The sequence below is a fragment of the Tumebacillus avium genome, assembly GCF_002162355.1.
In the GTDB taxonomy this organism is placed as follows: domain Bacteria; phylum Bacillota; class Bacilli; order Tumebacillales; family Tumebacillaceae; genus Tumebacillus_A; species Tumebacillus_A avium.
Genome location: NZ_CP021434.1, coordinates 4,725,578 through 4,742,493, shown reverse-complemented (window position 1 = coordinate 4,742,493; position 16,916 = coordinate 4,725,578). Strand labels below are relative to the sequence as shown.

Annotated in this window: 18 protein-coding genes and 2 riboswitches; of the genes, 17 read left to right on the top strand and 1 reads right to left on the bottom strand. The window is 58.9% G+C overall.

Annotation, left to right across the window (positions count from 1 at the left end):
- Nucleotides 1-8 precede the first annotated feature (8 nt).
- Together CBW65_RS22030 and CBW65_RS22025 are read left to right on the top strand one after the other, a co-directional pair.
- Nucleotides 9-452 carry a type II toxin-antitoxin system RatA family toxin gene (locus CBW65_RS22030; RefSeq protein WP_087458707.1) on the top strand — a complete coding sequence of 148 codons (444 nt, stop codon included), beginning with the start codon at nucleotides 9-11 and terminating at the stop codon, nucleotides 450-452.
- Nucleotides 453-1,547, top strand: a complete 1,095-nt coding sequence (locus CBW65_RS22025; protein ID WP_087458706.1) for a shikimate dehydrogenase — start codon at nucleotides 453-455, stop codon at nucleotides 1,545-1,547.
- Between the two features lie 52 nt (nucleotides 1,548-1,599).
- On the opposite strand, the gene CBW65_RS22020 is transcribed toward CBW65_RS22025, so the two are convergent.
- Entirely contained in the window at nucleotides 1,600-1,995 is a 396-nt protein-coding gene (locus CBW65_RS22020; RefSeq protein WP_087458705.1) for an Hsp20/alpha crystallin family protein, read from the bottom strand.
- A gap of 130 nt (nucleotides 1,996-2,125) precedes the next feature.
- On the opposite strand from CBW65_RS22020, the gene trxA reads away from it, so the two are divergent.
- The 15 genes from trxA (at nucleotide 2,126) to CBW65_RS21945 (ending at nucleotide 16,895) form a co-directional block, all read left to right on the top strand.
- Nucleotides 2,126-2,440, top strand: coding sequence for a thioredoxin (gene trxA, locus CBW65_RS22015; RefSeq protein ID WP_087458704.1), 315 nt, complete (start codon nucleotides 2,126-2,128; stop codon nucleotides 2,438-2,440).
- Nucleotides 2,441-2,502: 62 nt separating this feature from the next.
- On the top strand, nucleotides 2,503-4,287 hold the full coding sequence (uvrC, locus tag CBW65_RS22010; RefSeq protein WP_087458703.1) for an excinuclease ABC subunit UvrC: 1,785 nt from the start codon (nucleotides 2,503-2,505) through the stop codon (nucleotides 4,285-4,287).
- A gap of 51 nt (nucleotides 4,288-4,338) precedes the next feature.
- A riboswitch (Lysine riboswitch) is annotated at nucleotides 4,339-4,531 on the top strand.
- A gap of 136 nt (nucleotides 4,532-4,667) precedes the next feature.
- The gene (locus tag CBW65_RS22005; RefSeq protein ID WP_087458702.1) at nucleotides 4,668-5,921 is read left to right on the top strand and encodes an aspartate kinase; all 1,254 of its coding nucleotides are present in this window, start codon (nucleotides 4,668-4,670) and stop codon (nucleotides 5,919-5,921) included.
- A gap of 72 nt (nucleotides 5,922-5,993) precedes the next feature.
- Nucleotides 5,994-6,110: riboswitch (SAM riboswitch) on the top strand.
- Between the two features lie 89 nt (nucleotides 6,111-6,199).
- The gene (locus tag CBW65_RS22000) at nucleotides 6,200-6,949 is read left to right on the top strand and encodes an aspartate kinase (protein WP_087458701.1); all 750 of its coding nucleotides are present in this window, start codon (nucleotides 6,200-6,202) and stop codon (nucleotides 6,947-6,949) included.
- Nucleotides 6,946-7,935 (top strand): homoserine O-acetyltransferase MetX, encoded by a 990-nt coding sequence (gene metX, locus CBW65_RS21995; protein WP_087458700.1) that lies wholly within the window; start codon nucleotides 6,946-6,948, stop codon nucleotides 7,933-7,935. Before CBW65_RS22000 ends, metX begins: the two co-directional genes overlap by 4 nt.
- Nucleotides 7,936-7,937: 2 nt before the next feature.
- A complete protein-coding gene (locus CBW65_RS21990; RefSeq protein WP_087458699.1) occupies nucleotides 7,938-9,281 on the top strand; it encodes a homoserine dehydrogenase in 1,344 nt (447 codons plus the stop codon).
- A gap of 276 nt (nucleotides 9,282-9,557) precedes the next feature.
- Complete coding sequence (locus tag CBW65_RS21985; protein ID WP_087458698.1) at nucleotides 9,558-10,178, top strand: succinate dehydrogenase cytochrome b558 subunit; 621 nt, start codon at nucleotides 9,558-9,560, stop codon at nucleotides 10,176-10,178.
- Between the two features lie 23 nt (nucleotides 10,179-10,201).
- Nucleotides 10,202-11,950 (top strand): succinate dehydrogenase flavoprotein subunit, encoded by a 1,749-nt coding sequence (gene sdhA, locus CBW65_RS21980; protein ID WP_087458697.1) that lies wholly within the window; start codon nucleotides 10,202-10,204, stop codon nucleotides 11,948-11,950.
- Nucleotides 11,951-11,976: 26 nt separating this feature from the next.
- Nucleotides 11,977-12,726: a succinate dehydrogenase iron-sulfur subunit gene (sdhB, locus tag CBW65_RS21975; RefSeq protein WP_087458696.1), complete on the top strand. Its 750-nt coding sequence runs from the start codon at nucleotides 11,977-11,979 to the stop codon at nucleotides 12,724-12,726.
- Between the two features lie 168 nt (nucleotides 12,727-12,894).
- Nucleotides 12,895-13,353: a chemotaxis protein CheX gene (locus tag CBW65_RS21970; RefSeq protein WP_087458695.1), complete on the top strand. Its 459-nt coding sequence runs from the start codon at nucleotides 12,895-12,897 to the stop codon at nucleotides 13,351-13,353.
- 141 nt (nucleotides 13,354-13,494) lie between these two features.
- Nucleotides 13,495-13,722 (top strand): helix-turn-helix domain-containing protein, encoded by a 228-nt coding sequence (locus CBW65_RS21965; protein WP_087458694.1) that lies wholly within the window; start codon nucleotides 13,495-13,497, stop codon nucleotides 13,720-13,722.
- 95 nt (nucleotides 13,723-13,817) lie between these two features.
- Nucleotides 13,818-14,387, top strand: a complete 570-nt coding sequence (locus tag CBW65_RS21960; RefSeq protein ID WP_087458693.1) for a histidine phosphatase family protein — start codon at nucleotides 13,818-13,820, stop codon at nucleotides 14,385-14,387.
- Nucleotides 14,369-14,809, top strand: coding sequence for an NUDIX hydrolase (locus CBW65_RS21955; protein ID WP_087458692.1), 441 nt, complete (start codon nucleotides 14,369-14,371; stop codon nucleotides 14,807-14,809). The genes CBW65_RS21960 and CBW65_RS21955 overlap by 19 nt, the downstream gene beginning before the upstream one ends.
- 3 nt (nucleotides 14,810-14,812) lie before the next feature.
- Nucleotides 14,813-15,727, top strand: a complete 915-nt coding sequence (locus CBW65_RS21950) for an alpha/beta fold hydrolase (protein ID WP_087458691.1) — start codon at nucleotides 14,813-14,815, stop codon at nucleotides 15,725-15,727.
- Between the two features lie 100 nt (nucleotides 15,728-15,827).
- Nucleotides 15,828-16,895: a DUF6687 family protein gene (locus tag CBW65_RS21945; protein ID WP_087458690.1), complete on the top strand. Its 1,068-nt coding sequence runs from the start codon at nucleotides 15,828-15,830 to the stop codon at nucleotides 16,893-16,895.
- The last annotated feature ends 21 nt before the right edge of the window (nucleotides 16,896-16,916 follow it).

Below are 16,916 nucleotides of genomic sequence, written 5' to 3'. Positions count from 1 at the left end.
GCAGGAACATGCCATGTGTGGAAGTGAGCGAACTGATCTCCGGAGACCGCAGCCGCGTGTATGGCCTGATCTCCGACATGGAGTCCTACCCGCGCTTCATGCCTTCCCTGAACAAGCTCGAGGTCGTCGAGAAAGGCGAGGGCTGGACGGTGACCGCCTGGGATACGTCGATCTCCGGCATGAATTTTCGCTGGCTGGAACGCGATGAATTTGATCCGGACAACGGCCGCATCTCCTACCGCCAAGTCAGCGGCGACCTGAAGCGTTTTGAAGGGGAATGGCGTGTGGAAGATGCGGACGGGCAGTGCAAAGTGACGCTTCTCGTCGACTTTGATTTTGGCGTGCCGATGCTTTCCTCCCTGCTCAACCCGGTCGCCACGCTGAAGCTGCGCCAAAACGGGGAAGCGATGCTTCGCGCCATCAAGTCGCGCTGTGAAACGGAGACGCAGTAGATGGGCAAGTTCGGCTTTGTGATTCACCCGTTTGACACAAGTGATGTGGCGCGTAAATTTCCCTTGGTCGACCGGTTTTCCAGCGAGTGGGTGGAGTCGTTTCTGAAACACGCCCCGCCGATCAACGCCCAGCATATGCAGAACATCCGCGTGCGGGGGGCGGAAGCGGAAGGCTGGCTGGTCGCGACGACGCTGACCTCCCGCCAACTGCTCGACCTGCCCGTGCCGTTTGTCCTGCGCAAAATTGTCGCCGCCTGCAAGAAAGCGGAGCGTCAAGGTGCGCAGATCGTTGGCCTTGGCGCGCTGACCTCGGTGGTCGGGGACGCCGGCATCACCGTCGCCCGGCAGCTGTCCGTCCCGGTGACGACCGGCAATTCCTATACGGTCGCCACAGCGATTCAGGCGACCTGTCAGGCGGCGGGGCTGATGGGCATCGATCTGGGCCGCGCCAACCTCTGCGTGGTGGGGGCAACCGGGTCGATCGGCGCGGTCTGTGCCCGGATGATGGCAGCATCGGTCGGGCGTCTGATCCTGACGGCGAGAAGCGAAGAGAAGCTCGAAGGCTTAGCCGGGATGATTTTTTCCGAATCCTCGGTGCTGGCCGACATTCAGCCCGACCTGCGCGAGGCGGTCCGGGAAGCGGACATCATCCTCGCCGTATCCTCGGCGGCAGAAGAGCTGATTCATCCGGAAGACCTCAAGCCGGGTGCGGTGGTCTGCGATGTGGCGCGCCCGCGCGATGTGTCACAGCGTGTGGCGGCGGAGCGCGACGATGTGCTGGTCATCGAAGGCGGGCTGGTCGAAGTGCCGGGCGGATGGGACGGCAAGCCGTTTTCCTTTGGCCTTCCGCACGGCATCGTCTACGCCTGCATGGCCGAGACGATGCTGCTGGCGCTGGAAGGGCGGTATGAATGTTTTACGCTGGGGCGATCGATCAGCGTGGAGCAGGTGCGCGAAATCGATGCGCTGGCCCGCAAGCATGGGTTTCAGCTGGCGGCGTTCCGCTCGTTTGAACGCTTGCTGAGCCCGAACGAGATTCTCGGCATCCGGCAGCGCGCCGAACAAAAACGCAAGAAAAAAATCCTTGCCCCTTGAAAAACGGGCAGGGATTTTTGTTCGTCTCCCAGAAATTGATACATGCGAAGTATTAAGAAAAATCGACAGGCACATGTGTGCCCGGCTGCAGCGTGTCTTTTTGCATCGTGACGCGAAGCATTCCGTCCTCGTACTTGGCTACGACCCGGTCAGGCACGACAGCGACCGGCAGCGGCACGGAGCGGGAGAATCTGCCGTACATGCGCTCGGTGTAAAACAGGTCATGCCCTTCCGCTTCCGGATCTTCGCGGATCACTTCGCCGCGAATGGTGATCATCGTGCCCTGCACGCGGACATCGAGATGTTCAGGGTGTTTCAGGCCCGGAATCTCCGCCAGCACAACGACAGCATCGGGCGTCTGGCGCACTTCCACGCGCGGTCCAAGTTCGCCGTAGGGCATCAGCTTGTGCAGCATCGGCAGCACCTGCTCTTGGAAAAAATGGTTCAAGACAACCACTCCTCTTCGTGTCGGTGGGGTTCCATAAGTTTGTGGTATGATGGTTTAGAACCACATATAGTATGGATACAAATAGATTCTGCACATACGTAATTTTGCGAGTGGAGATGGGGGGATCCTCATGGCGATTCAAAATGCCACCGATTCGAATTTTAACGAATTGATCGCGCAAGGAACGGCAGTTGTGGATTTTTGGGCGCCCTGGTGCGGCCCATGCCGGATGCTGGCACCCGTTCTCGATGAGCTGGACCGGGAGTTTGGATCGAAGCTCTCGATCATAAAAGTCAATGTGGACGAGTACGGTCAGCTCGCCGCGCGTTTTGAAGTGATGAGCATTCCTTTGCTCGTGCTGTTTCAAAACGGCAAGCCGGTGGAGAAAATCCACGGCTTCCAATCGAAAAAGGCCCTGCTCGACACGATCAGGCCGCATCTGTAAGCATCGCGCGCAGGCGGTGCTTTTTTTGTGGTATGATGTAGGGATGAGGAGGGGGGAGGTCTATGGACACTCGCGAACAGATTCGTGAAAAGCTGAAGCTTCTGCCCGACAAACCGGGCGTTTACCTGATGAAAAGCCACGACGGCGAGATCATTTACGTAGGGAAAGCAAAAGTCTTGAAAAACCGCGTGCGCTCGTACTTCAACGGCGCACACTCCGGCAAGACCCAACTGCTCGTCTCGAACATCGCCGATTTTGAATATATCGTCACGAACACAGAAGTCGAAGCTCTGGTGCTCGAAGGGACTTTGATCAAGAAGCACCTGCCGATCTACAACATCAACCTGAAGGACGACAAGGCCTATCCCTATATCAAGATCACAGGCGACGAGCATCCGCGCCTCGAAATCACGCGCCGCGTCTACAAGGACAAAGGCAAATATTTCGGCCCGTACCCGAACGCCAGCGCCGCCACCGAGACGAAAAAGCTGCTCGACCGCCTGTATCCGCTGCGCAAATGCAAGACGTTAAAAGACAAAGTCTGCTTGTATTATCACATCAATCAGTGCGTCGCCCCTTGCGAAGTTCCGGTCGATCCGGAGACGTATGCGGGCATGATCAAAGAGATTACGAAATTCCTCAACGGCGGCCATGAAGAGATCAAGAAGAACCTGCAGGACAAGATGATGCAGGAAGCGGAAAATCTCAATTTTGAGCGCGCCAAAGAACTACGTGACCAGATCAGCCAGATCGACCGGGTGATGGAAAAGCAAAAGGTCGACTTGCACGACAACACGGACCGCGATGTGTTTGGCTTCCACGCCGACAAAGAATACATGTGCGTGCAGGTCTTCTACATGCGCCAAGGCAAGATGATCGAGCGCGGCGTGGAGATTTTCCACTACCACGGGGAAGAGCTGGAAGACTTCCTCTCCTATGTGGCGCAGTTCTACCTCGACAACCACGACCTGCCGACGGAGATCTTGCTGCCTCGCGAAGGGGAAGGCACGGAGCTGATCGGCCAATGGCTGACTTCGGTCAAAGTCCGCTACCCGCAGCGCGGCTCGAAAAAGCAGCTCGTCGACATGGCGAACGAAAACGCCCGGATCGCGCTGGAAGAGCGGTTCAAGCTGATGGACCGCGACACGAGCCGCACGGTGAAAGCGATCGAAGAGCTGGGCAATGTGATGATGATCCCGACCCCGCGCCGGATCGAAGCGTTCGACAACTCGAACATCCAAGGCACCGACGCGGTGGCGGCGATGATCGTGTTTGATGACGGGCGTCCAAACAAAAAGGAATACCGCAAATACAAGATCAAGACGGTGGAAGGCCCCAACGACTATGCATCGATGCAAGAGGTGGTGCGCCGCCGCTACACCCGTCTGCTCAAAGAAAACGCGCCGCTGCCCGACCTGGTCGTCATCGACGGCGGCAAAGGGCACATCAACGCCGCCTTGGAAGTGCTCGAAGACGAGCTTGGCCTCGACATCCCGGTCTGCGGCCTTGCCAAAGACGAGAAGCACCGCACGTCACAGCTGTTCCTCGGCCATGATCCGACGCCTGTGCCGATCGACCGCAGCTCGCAGGCGTTTTACCTGCTGACCCGCGTGCAGGAGGAAGTGCACCGCTTTGCGATCACTTTCCACCGCCAGCAGCACGGGAAAAATGCGATCCGCTCGATTCTCGACGACATTCCGGGCGTCGGGGAAAAGCGCCGCAAAGAGCTGCTCAAGCATTTCGGCTCGCTCCCGGCGATCAAAAGCGCCCCTGTCGAAGAGTTCCGCAAAATCGGCATCGGCGATAAATTGGCAAAAGAAATTCTTGCCTATCTTGCACAAGTTTAGGCACTGTGCTAAAATAGACGGCAGTTAAATATCAAAAATCTCATCTCTTATGAGGTGAGTAGTGGCGCGTTGCATCATCAGTACCGCGGGGAGAGCCCGAGAAGCTCTGGGAACCGTACGGGAAAGGGATCATCGCCGAAGTCTGGGCCTGTTCACGGAAGGCGCACGGCTGGGTCTGCATTTAAGAGATGCAGAACTGTCACACAGGAACGACCCCGCGCCTGTGTGGAGAACTATCTCACATTTGGGGAGAGAAGGGATCACCACGACTATGCGCAGCCATAGAAGGACATCCTTCTACTGGCTGTTTTTGTTTTCGTGACCCTCCGTCATGTGAGACTGAAGTTTCCCGAAAATTCATGAATGGGAGTGGAGAAACAGTGGCATTGATCGTACAAAAATTTGGCGGCTCTTCGGTCGCCAACCCTGAGCGCATCAAGCGCGTGGCAAGCCGGGTGGCCGAGACCGCGCAAGGAGGCAACCGGGTGGTGGTCGTCGTCTCAGCGATGGGAGACACCACCGACGACCTGATCGGCCTGGCCGAACAGCTGACCGACAGCCCGTCGGCACGGGAGATGGATATGCTGCTCACCACCGGCGAGCAGATTTCAGTCGCGCTGCTGGCGATGGCGGTGCAGACGCTTGGGATGCAAAGCGTGTCGCTGACCGGCTACATGGCAGGGATCTCGACCGAAGCGGTGCACGGCAAGGCGCGCATCACAGGCATCGACCCGGCGCGGATTCACCGCGAGCTGGATGCGGGGCAAGTGGTTATCGTCGCCGGCTTCCAGGGGATGAGCGAACTTGGCAACATCACGACGCTTGGACGCGGCGGATCGGACACGACCGCTGTGGCGCTGGCCGCTGCGATCGGCGCGGATCTCTGCGAGATCTACACCGATGTGGACGGCGTGTACACGACCGACCCGCGCGTGGTGCAGGCGGCGAAGAAACTCGACCGCATCTCCTATGACGAAATGCTTGAACTCGCCAACCTCGGCGCAGGTGTGCTGCACCCCCGTGCCGTGGAGTTTGCGAAACAATATAACGTGGCGCTGATGGTGCGCTCCAGCTTTAACAAAAACATCGGGACGCTGGTGGAGGAGGAAGCTCAGATGGAACAGGGAATGATCGTACGTGGCATCGCCCACGACATGAACGTGGTGAAGGTGTCGCTCGTCGGCGTGCAAAGCCGCATCGGCAACCTGCATAAAATTTTCCAGGCGCTGGCCGAAGCGTCGGTCAACGTCGACATCATCGTCACGTCGGTCGTCCACGAAGGGGTGTCCGACATCTCCTTCACCATTGAGCACGGCGACTTGAACGCGGCGATGCCGGTCTTGGAAGCGCTGGTGCCGGAGTTTGGCGGACCGGTTTTTGAAATGGAAGAAGATCTGGCGAAAGTGTCGATCGTCGGCGCCGGCATGATCTCCAATCCGGGCGTTGCCGCGCAGATGTTTGGCGCGCTGTCCGAGGCTGGCATCGGCATCAAAATGGTCTCGACGTCGGAGATCAAAGTCTCCTGCGTCGTCGACAAAGAGCGCGCGCATGAAGCGGTGCGCGTGCTGCACTCGACGTTTGGTCTCGACGGCGCGGAGACGGCTGTCGTATCCGGTCTGAACGGAAACGAGTAGCAAGAGGAATTGACAGCCGTTTTTTGGCATAGTAAGATATAGAAAATCTTGTTTGAAAACTCAATAGATCAACTCTTATCGAGAGCGGCGGAGGGACTGGCCCTGTGAAGCCCGGCAACCTCGTTTGTGTACCCACACAAGCGAAGAGGTGCTAAATCCAGCAGACTGTAACGGTCTGACAGATAAGAGGTGTGGAGTCCGATAGATGGAACCCCCTCTTCAATTTGAAGCGGGGGTTTTTGTTTTGCCCCTGTTTGACGAAACGGAGTGATGACAGCGTGGCATTGATCGTACAGAAATTTGGCGGCACTTCGCTCGCCGGGCCGGAGCAGATCCGGCAGGCAGCCTGTCGCGTGCGGGAGACCGTAAGTCAAGGCGATGCAGCGGTTGTGGTGGTCTCGGCGATGGGACACACGACAGACGAACTGCTTGGGCTGGCCGGGCAGTTGACCGAACAGCCTTGCACCCGCGAGCTCGACATGCTGATGGTGTGCGGGGAGCAGGTATCGGCGGCGCTGCTCGCCTTGGCTTTGCAGGCGCTGGGCGTGCCGAGCGTGTCTTTAAACGGCGCAATGGCAGGCATCCGCACGGAAGCCCGGCACGGTGAGGCGCAGATTCTCAGCATCGACCCGGCGCGCATCCGGGCTGAACTGGCGGCGGGGCGGGTGGTGATCGTCACCGGCTTTCAAGGGGTCAACCCGGCGGGCGACCCGACGACGCTTGGGCGGGGCGGCTCAGACACGTCCGCTGTGGCGCTGGCTGCGGCGCTTGACGCCGATCTGTGCGAGATCTGCACCGATGTGGACGGTGTCTACACCGCCGACCCCCGCAGCGTGCCCACGGCGAGCAAGATCGACTCCCTGTCGTACGATGAGATGCTGGAGCTGGCGTTAGGCGGCGCGGTCGTGCTCCATCCCCGCGCGGTGGAGACCGCCAAAGAGCATGGCGTGCCGGTTACGGTGCGATCGTCTTTTCATGGCGGAGCAGGGACTTGGATCGGGAACGCAAAGGAGGCGGCGGGACGATGAGCGTGCTGGTGATTGGCGATCTCGAACTGGAAGGCGGTGCGGTGCTGCCCGGCGTTGAGATCGCGTATGAAGCGTACGGGACGAAAAACGAGCAGGGCGACAACGCGATCCTGATCTGCCACGCCCTGACCGGTGATGCGCAGGCCGCAGCATGGTGGGCGCCGCTGGTCGGGCCTGGCAAGGTCTTCGATACGGAGCGGTATTACGTGGTCTGCTCCAACGTGCTCGGCGGCTGTGCCGGCTCGACGGGGCCGCAGACGCGCGATAACTTCCCGACGGTGACGATCCGCGACATGGTGCGTGCGCAGAAGCGGTTGCTGGACCAGCTTGCGGTCACCCGGCTGCAACTGGTCGTCGGCGGCTCGATGGGCGGGCTGCAGGCGATCGAATGGGCGGTGACCTATCCGGCGTTTGTGCAGCGCTGCGCTCCGATCGCGGCGTCCGCGCAATTGTCGGCGCTGGCGATCGCCTACAACCACGTGATGCGCTCCGCGATCACGCTTGGCGGGGCGGACGGATTGGCATTGGCCAGAAAGATTGGCATGATCACCTACCGATCCTTTGATCTGTTCGAAGCGCGCTTCGGGCGCGAGCTGAAGCGTCCCCATGCCGCGCTTGGCGAGACGGAATTTCAGATCGAAAGCTATCTCGAACACATGGGGCAAAAGCTGCTCGGGCGCTTTAACGCCGACTCCTATCTCTGTCTGCTCAAAGCGATGGATCTGCACGACATCGGACGCGGGCGGGGCGGCGCACAGCAGGCGCTGGCGCAGATTCAGGCGGATGTGCTGTGGGTGGGGATCGACACCGACCAGCTCTACCCGCCGCAGGAGCAGCGGACATGGGCGAGACGCCTCGCCCGGCTCGGCAAACAGGTTACCTACCGCGAGTTGAACTCCGAATACGGACATGACGCTTTTTTGGCTGAAGGGGAGCAGTTGAGCCTCATCATTTCAGACTTCTTACAGGAAACGGGAGGGAATTGATCATGAAAAAGCAGGTAAAAGTGGGGTTGTTGGGACTGGGAACGGTAGGTGGCGGCGTGTACAAAACGTTGCTGAAAAACAGATTGACGATCCTTGAACGCACTGGCTGCGCGGTGGAAGTGGTCAACGTCCTCGTCCGCGACCGTGAGAAGGAGCGCGGCTTTGCGATCGACGAGAAGATGCTGTCCCTCTCGGAGCAGGAACTGCTTGGCGACGAACAGATCGACATTTATATTGAAGTGATCGGCGGCATCCACCCCGCCAAAAAGATCATCGAGACCGCCTTGAACAGCAAGCGCCACGTGATCACCGCCAACAAAGAGCTGATGGCGAAACACGGAGCAGAGCTGTTGCGATTGGCCCGGCAAAACGGCGTCCACTTGCTGTTTGAAGCGAGTGTGGCGGGCGGCATTCCGGTCATTCATATGCTGCAAGGCTACCTGACCGCCAACCGCGTGCATGAGATCTCCGGCATCCTGAACGGCACGAGCAACTACATCCTGACCGAGATGGCCAAGACGGGGCGCAGCTTCCCGGAGGTGCTCGCCGAAGCCCAGCAGCTGGGCTATGCGGAAGCCGACCCGACCTCCGACGTGGAAGGGTATGACGCCGCCTACAAACTGGCGATTCTGACCAACCTCGCCTACGACGCCTGCGTTGACGTCGAAGGGATCGACCGCCAAGGCATCAGCGCGGTCACCGGGCCGGATCTGCTGCTCGCCGAGCGCATGGGCTATGCGGTCAAACTGATCGGCCACGCGCAGGACCAAGACGGCGCGGTGCAGTTGTCGGTGCGTCCGCGCCTGCTGCCGGCGGCGCATCCTTTGTCCCGTGTGAACGATGTGTTTAACGCCGTCACCTTGCGCGCCGATGTTGTCGGCGACCTGACCCTGATCGGCCGGGGCGCGGGCGAGTTTCCGACGGCGAGCGCCGTGATCGAAGACCTGACCGCGCTGCTCACCCAAGGCGAAAAGATCCGCCGCCCGAACTGGGAGCGCCCGCTCGCCGCCGCCGCAGAAGCACAGCAGGCCGGAAGCTATTATCTGTCCTGTACCTCCTGTCCCGAGCATGCGCAAGCGCTGTCAGAAGCCGTTCAGCGCGAACTGGCAGCGTGCGGCGGGACGATCGCCGACTACCGGACTGCCGATCATGAGGGCCGTCTGCATCAGGCGTGGCTGTTAGGGGGAGTTACAGAAGATCAGGTGCACCGTACGGTCGAAAATATCTCGCAAATCGTCTCTGAGCCGCTGACGGCGCTTGTTTTGAACGTTGAAGGGGAAATCCCGGCAGGTGTAAAATGGGAGGCAGAAGCTTCGGGATACGAAACGAACGCCCGGTATGCGTAAAAGCCGGCCGAATCGCGCAATGTAAACAAGTGAGAGTTGGCAACAGCGTCGAAACTTGTCGCATTTGACAGTTTCTTGACATTACTTCTACTAAAACAGTACAATTTATGTTGCGTTGATTCGGCCGCCCGAGCCCCTCCGGGTCATGGACGGGACGGTCAAAGGTTATAAAGGGGGGCGCCTTATCGCATCGTCATAAGGGGAGTACGGAGAGAAAAGAGAAAAACTGACTGTGAATTCGTTCGTTCACAGGTATCTTGGAAGGAGGATCGACAAGTGGCCAACAAACAAGTTAGCCGAGAGTTCTTATTTCGCCGACTGCACTCGTTGCTCGGTGTAATCCCGGTCACATTGTTCCTGTTCATTCACCTGGGCATCAACTCGTTCGCCACGAAAGGCGAGCAGGCATTTAACGACAAGGTGGGGATTCTCGAGACCATCCCGTTTTTGCCGTTTATTGAATTCGTTTTCATTTTCCTGCCGTTGATTTATCACGGTGTCTATGGCATGTATGTTGCATACACATCCGGCTACAACGCGAACAAGTACTCCTGGGGCCGCAACCTCATGTTTACCTTGCAGCGCACGTCCGGCGTATTCACCTTTATCTTTGTGATCTGGCATCTGTGGACGACCCGTTTCTCGGGCGACGCTCCGTCTTTTGACATGGTCGTGCAGATCGTGACGTCCCCGGTTGGGTTCTGGTTCATGATCATCGGCACGGTCGCAGCAGTGTTCCACTTGGCAAACGGCCTGTGGGGCTTCTTCATCCACTGGGGCATCACAGTCGGCCCGCGCGCGCAACGCGTCTCTGCGTATGTGCTGATGGGTCTGTTCGTCGTGCTGTCCGCAGTCGGCACCTCTGCTCTGATCGCTTTCCGCGACGCAGTAGCGTAAGTTAGCCTAAGGGAGGAAACGCAATGAGCAACCAACGTGTTGTGATCGTCGGCGGCGGCCTTGCGGGCCTGATGGCGACCATCAAGGTTTGCGAAGCCGGTATTCCGGTCGATCTGTTCTCTTTAGTACCAGTAAAACGTTCCCACTCCGTCTGCGCACAAGGCGGCATCAACGGCGCAGTCAACACCAAAGGCGAGGGCGACTCGCCGTGGGAACACTTTGACGATACCGTCTACGGCGGCGACTTCCTCGCGAACCAACCGCCGGTCAAGGCGATGTGCGAAGCAGCGCCGGGCATCATCCACCTGATGGACCGCATGGGCGTCATGTTCAACCGCACCCCGGAAGGTCTGCTCGACTTCCGCCGCTTCGGCGGCACCAAGCATCACCGCACCGCATTTGCCGGCGCAACCACCGGCCAGCAGCTCTTGTACGCGCTCGACGAGCAGGTGCGCCGCTATGAATCGATGGGCCTCGTGCAGAAGTACGAAGGCTGGGAGTTCGTGCAGGCGATCCTCGATGAGGAAGGCACCTGCCGCGGCATCGTCGCGCAAGACCTGCGCTCGATGGAAATGCACTCTTTCGTCGGCGACGCGGTGATCCTCGCGACCGGCGGACCGGGCCTCGTGTTTGGCCGTTCCACCAACTCGATCATCAACACCGGCACCGCAGCATCCGCTGTGTACCAGCAAGGTGTTAAATACGCAAACGGCGAGTTCATCCAGATCCACCCGACCGCGATCCCGGGCGACGACAAGCTGCGCCTGATGTCCGAGTCGGCGCGCGGCGAAGGCGGCCGCGTCTGGACGTACAAAGACGGCAAACCGTGGTACTTCCTCGAAGAAAAGTACCCGGCATACGGCAACCTCGTGCCGCGTGACATCGCGACCCGCGAGATCTTCCACGTCTGCGTTGACCTCGGCCTCGGCATCGACGGCGAGAACATGGTCTACCTCGACGTTTCGCACATTCCGAAAGAAAAGCTCGACATCAAACTGGGCGGCATCATGGAGATCTACGAGAAATTTGCCGGCGACGACCCGCGCAAAGTTCCGATGAAGATCTTCCCGGCTGTTCACTACTCGATGGGCGGCATGTGGGTCGACTACGACCAGATGACGAACATCCCGGGCCTGTTTGCGGCCGGCGAGTGTGAATACCAGTACCACGGCGCGAACCGCCTCGGCGCAAACTCCCTGCTCTCCGCGATCTACGGCGGCATGGTGACCGGCCCGAACGCAGTCCGCTACATCAAAGGACTCAAGAAATCTGCTGCTGACGTTTCCAAGTCGGTGTTCGAAACGGCTGCGAAGAAGCAGGAGCAAAAATACGAATCCATCCTCAAGATGGAAGGCACCGAGAACCCGTATGCGCTGCATCGCGAACTCGGCCAATGGATGACCGACAACGTGACGGTTGTTCGCCACAACGAACGCCTGCAGAAGACCGACGAGAAGATCCAAGAGCTGATGGAGCGTTGGCACAACATCGGCATGGCCGACAAGTCCCGCTGGGAGAACATGATGGCTCCGTTCACCCGCCAGCTCTGGAACATGCTCGAACTTGCACGCGTGATGACCATCGGCGCGCTCAAGCGCGACGAGTCCCGCGGCGCACACTACAAGCCGGAGTTCCCGGACCGCAATGATGAGCAGTTCCTCAAGACCACCATTGCGTCCTGGACGCAGAACGGCCCGGAAATCACGTACGAAGACATCGACGTGTCGCTGATTCCGCCGCGCCTGCGCAACTACGCGGTAGATAAGAACTAAGACTGCGACGAAAGGGGGAGACTCGCATGAGCCAAAAAGAAATTCAAGTCATCATCGAACGTCAAGACCGTGCGGACAGCCAGCCGTATACGCAGGAGTTCCGCGTCCCGTACCGTCCGAACATGAACGTGATCGCGATCCTGATGGAGATCCAGCGCAACCCGGTGGATACCCAAGGGAAGCAGTCCGCTCCGGTCGCTTGGGAATCGAACTGTCTGGAAGAGATCTGCGGCGCGTGCATGATGGTCATCAACGGCAAGCCGCGCCAAGCGTGCTCCGCGCTGGTCGACCAGCTTGAGCAGCCGATCCGCCTGAAGCCGGCGCGCACGTTCCCGGTCGTCCGCGACCTGGTCATCGACAGAAGCCGGATGTTCAAAGCCCTGCAAAAAGTCAAAGCATGGGTGCCGATCGACGGCACTTACGACCTTGGTCCGGGCCCGCGCATGGCAGAACGCGACCGCCAATGGGCGTACGAGCTGTCCAAGTGCTTCACTTGCGGCGCGTGCGTTGAGGCGTGCCCGAACGTCAACGAGCGCACCTCCTTCATCGGTCCGTTTGCGATCTCGCAGGTTCGCCTGTTCAACACGCATCCGACCGGCGAAATGCACAAAGAAGACCGTCTGGAAGCTCTGATGGGCAGCGGCGGGATTCATGAGTGCGGCAACTCGCAAAACTGCGTACAGGTATGCCCGAAAGGCATTCCGTTGACTACGTCGATCGCAGCGATGAACGGTGCGGTCAACCGCCACGCCATCTCGTCTTGGCTGAAGCGCTAATTTTACGCCTCAAGACCACCCTTCGGGGTGGTCTTTTTTTGTCATTAAAGCAGTCAGGGATTGTCGAAAGAGGTCTTACAGTTTATAATAATAAAAATTAGAGAAGTTAAAATTCGGAGCGAAAGCAAAGTAAGCCATAGCCCACCACATAAAAGGGGAGATTGTTTCATGCACGGACAGATTATTGTGCCATTTCTGGAATCTGCACAGCAGGTATTGCAAATGATGACCGCTGTTGCGCTGACGCCGGGAACGGTCGAGACCGCAGCCCCAGACCTGCATCAGCATCACGTATGGATTCGCATCGACTTAAAAGGCGATGTTGATGGACAAGTTGCTTTCGGATTGGCGCCGGAGATGGCGCTGAAGATCGCTTCGGCGATGATGGGCGGCTTCGAATTGAGCCAATTTGACGAGTTGAGCCAAAGCGCCGTCGCGGAGCTGGCGAATATGATCAGCGGGAACGCCTGCATCCAGCTCTCTAACAACGGCATGTCGATCGACATCACCCCGCCGCAAGTGCAGATGGGCGAGTCGCTTGTGCAGCCGATGCAGGAGATCGCGTATATGGTTCCGCTGGAACTGCAAGAGCTTGGCATTATGGAAATCAAATTATTGATCGCATAGCAGGCGGTTTGTTTCACCAATCCGCCCTGATTTGTATAGGATAGTTCGAGACACTACACCAACCTCTTAGAGGGCTGTGTACAGCACCTGACCCAAATCCCTAGACCTTGTATTCATGACCCGAGCAAGGAGGGATCGAGAGTGACAGCCGGCAAGGACGCACGAGGAAAATCCCTACTTACCACCCGTGAGCGTGAAGTATTTGAACTGCTGGTACAGGACAAAACCACAAAAGACATCGCCGAGAAGCTGTTCATCAGCGAGAAGACAGTACGCAATCACATCTCCAACGTGATGAAAAAGCTCAACGTCAAAGGTCGTTCGCAAGCGGTGGTTGAGTTGGTACGACTCGGAGAACTGCAAATCTGACGCTCTCCTGGAAGCTTTGTTGAAGCCCTGCTCCGCTTGAGGAGCAGGGTCTTTTGTTTGTTGCGGAGAAGTGGTAGGGCAAGAGGAGTGAAGTTATGAGCAAGTTATACGTAGTGCGCCATGCCCAAGTGCTGATCGAACCGGCGCTGCCGTCCCCTGAGTGGGCGCTGTCTTCGGAAGGCGTACAGTCGGCGCGGGAGCTGGCCAAACGGGAGTCCTGGCAGGGCGTGCGCGAGATCTGGCATTCCCCGGAGCCGAAAGCGATCGGCACGGCCCGGGCAATCGCGGAGCACGCCGGGCTTACGATGAAGCAGCATGAAGATCTGCGTGAACTGGCATTTGCGGCCGGTTATCTGACTGCTGAGGAATTTCAGGCGCGTGTTGGGGCTTATTTTCAAGGCGGGCAGGATGATCCGGCGTTTGAACCGTATGTGGAGGCCCAAGCGCGTATTGTGCAGGCCATCCAGGACATCGTGGCGCAGGCGGACGGGAAAGATGTGGCGATCGTCTCGCATGGGCGGATCTTGACGGTGCTGTATTCCTATCTGCTGGGCCGCCGTCTGGGACCTGAGGAGTGGCGTTCGATCAAATTGCCCGATCTCTCGGTGATCGACACCGGGACTTGGCGGGTGGAGCGGGGGTTCTTATGCAGCGTTTCACATTGATTCCGGCGGTACATATCTTTTTCGTGCGCGAAGGGCAGGTGCTGCTGTTGCGGCGTGCCAACACCGGGTACGAGGACGGCAACTACAGCGTGGTCGCGGGACATATCGACGGCAACGAAGAGGTGACGAGCGCGGCGATTCGCGAGGCCCGGGAAGAAGCGGGCGTGGAGATCTTGGCAGGTGACGTACAGGTGGTCGGCGTGATGCACCGCCTGTCGAACGATGAACGGGTCGACTTTTTTGTCGCGGTGGAACGCTGGTCGGGCGAGATCTGCAACATGGAGCCCGACAAGTGTGACGACTTGCGCTGGTTTGCATGGGACGACTTGCCGGACAATATCATTCCATATGTGCGAAGAGCCTTGCACAATTACCGGCAGGGCGTCTGGTTTGACAGCGTAGGATTCGACCGGGAGGAATGATCGATGAACGACAAGGTTCAACTACGCGGAAAAGGCATTTACGTGGAGATGGTTGGACCGCTTGACGCGCCGCCGCTTTTGTATCTGCACGGGGGCCTTGGCGGCGCGGGCTCGTATGATTTTGTGCACGACCAGGGGGAGCGCTTGTCGCAAGGGGTCTGGCTGATCGCGCCCGACCGGCGCGGCGTGCTGCGTTCCGATGCTTTGCTGTCCGGCGAGCCGTTTGGCTTGCAGGATCTGTTGCAGGACATCGAGGACTTGCGCTGCCGTTTGGGACTGGAACGCTGGTCGGTGCTCGGCCATGCGTTTGGCGGTTGGCTGGCCACGCTGTATGCGGCAACATACCCGGAGCGGGTGGAGTGCCTGCTGCTGGAGTGCCCGACCTTTGACCTGGGTCTGACGGCCCGGTCGCTTCTGCAGGGCGCGGCGCTGGAGCTGGAAAAGTGGGGCAAGTATCACGAGGCGGTGAAGTGCCGCGAACTGATCGGGGAGCCTGACCTCCACATCGCGTGGGCGGGCTGTCAGGATGCGCTGAAGCTGCTCGGGAAGCGTGCACATGCCCTCTACCTGCAACACCCGGACAAAAACCACTATGACCGCCTGCGCGCCGAATCGTTCCTGTCCCCCGACCTCTGGGAGCGCGGACTGGACGTGGAAGCGCGGCTGCTGGCCGAAGGGCGCGTGTTTCGGTCGCTCTTGCCCCTGTTGCCGCAGATCGTGCAGCCAACTTTGCTCCTGTATGGAAAATACGACCGGGTGCTCAGCGCCGAGCAGCTCGATCCATTTGTTCGCGCGGTGCCGCATGCCCGCGTGGAATGTTTTGCGGACAGCGCACATGCCCCGCGTTTTGAAGAGCCGGAGCGTTACGCCGAAACGGTGATCGCTTTTTTGCAGGCACACAGACCCCGCCTTCTCTGAGGCGGGGATTTTTTTGTTTACTTTTTATACAAATAAGTATTGTATGTATCGGAAGTGGGTTGTATAATGAAACCAAGGAAAATTCAGGGAGGGGATCAAGGTGATTCCAAACTTTTTTATCATCGGGAGCAAGACGGAGCGTCCGTCGAGCAACAAGACGATTTTTGCCGACGGGTCGGCCGACAAGACGTTTCGTGAAGGGGTGGACTTGGAGCTGAGCCATTGGATTCCGAACCGCACGCCTGCGCAGTACCGGGCGGATACGTCGACGGAGATCTGCATGAACTTTGTCGCCGATCAGTCGACGGCGGGCTGGGACCTGGCGATCAACAACCACCTCGACGCGGACGGCGTGCTGGCGGTGTTTGTGCTGGTGCATGCGGAGTTTGCGCTCCGCCACCGCAAGACGATCGTGCGGGCGGCGGAGATGGGTGACTTCTGGGGCTATGGGGAGCGTCCGGCGCAGATTTTGTTTCAAGGCCTGACGATGTTTATGGATCAGCTGCGTGCGGATCAGGAGGACATTCGCGACATCTACGAACGCTGTTTTGAAAAAGTGTTTCAACTGATCGAGCGGCCGGAGGAAGCCCTTGAAACGGCAGCGGGACTGGCGGCGTTGCAAACATCGCTCGCCCGCGTCGAAACGGGCGAGATCAAGCGCACGCCGATCTCGGAGCGGCTGGTGCACTACCATCTGCCCCAAGCGCTCGTCGATCAGGATCTGCAAAAAGCGCTCCGGGTGCCAAGCTTCAACGAGCAGCTCTCCGATACGGTCTGGCTGCAGCCGGCGGTGCGCTGCCAATTCGACCCGGACGCGGTGCATCTCGTTTCGGCTGAAGCGGCAGACGGGCATTATTACGACCTCTGGTATCCGGGCTATATGTGGGCCGACACGGAGCAGAGATGGCGTGCGCCGGGCTTCGAGTTTACCGGCAGCACCAACGGCTACTACTATGGGCATCCGGCGCTGGAAGCGGCTGTAGAGCGGCTGCAGAAGCTGGAGCAGGGGGCGGGCGTGTGGACGCTGGTCAAGGAGCTGTCCCCGTTCTCGACGATCAAAGGGCGCAATTACCCGGTGGTGCTGTCGTTCATCAGCGCAGAAGGGACTCCGCTGCCGTCGTCGCTCACACCGCAACAGGTGATCGCAGAACTCCAGTCCGCGTTTTAAATTGTTGACGAATTCTATCAA

Coding starts and splice junctions, on each gene's coding strand:
- metX (WP_087458700.1), top strand. CDS start 6,946: ATGAGCGTGCTGGTGATTGGCGATCTCGAACTGGAAGGCGGTGCGGTG.
- trxA (WP_087458704.1), top strand. CDS start 2,126: ATGGCGATTCAAAATGCCACCGATTCGAATTTTAACGAATTGATCGCG.
- sdhA (WP_087458697.1), top strand. CDS start 10,202: ATGAGCAACCAACGTGTTGTGATCGTCGGCGGCGGCCTTGCGGGCCTG.
- uvrC (WP_087458703.1), top strand. CDS start 2,503: ATGGACACTCGCGAACAGATTCGTGAAAAGCTGAAGCTTCTGCCCGAC.
- CBW65_RS22030 (WP_087458707.1), top strand. CDS start 9: ATGCCATGTGTGGAAGTGAGCGAACTGATCTCCGGAGACCGCAGCCGC.
- CBW65_RS21990 (WP_087458699.1), top strand. CDS start 7,938: ATGAAAAAGCAGGTAAAAGTGGGGTTGTTGGGACTGGGAACGGTAGGT.
- CBW65_RS21950 (WP_087458691.1), top strand. CDS start 14,813: ATGAACGACAAGGTTCAACTACGCGGAAAAGGCATTTACGTGGAGATG.
- CBW65_RS22025 (WP_087458706.1), top strand. CDS start 453: ATGGGCAAGTTCGGCTTTGTGATTCACCCGTTTGACACAAGTGATGTG.
- CBW65_RS21960 (WP_087458693.1), top strand. CDS start 13,818: ATGAGCAAGTTATACGTAGTGCGCCATGCCCAAGTGCTGATCGAACCG.
- sdhB (WP_087458696.1), top strand. CDS start 11,977: ATGAGCCAAAAAGAAATTCAAGTCATCATCGAACGTCAAGACCGTGCG.
- CBW65_RS21970 (WP_087458695.1), top strand. CDS start 12,895: ATGCACGGACAGATTATTGTGCCATTTCTGGAATCTGCACAGCAGGTA.
- CBW65_RS21955 (WP_087458692.1), top strand. CDS start 14,369: ATGCAGCGTTTCACATTGATTCCGGCGGTACATATCTTTTTCGTGCGC.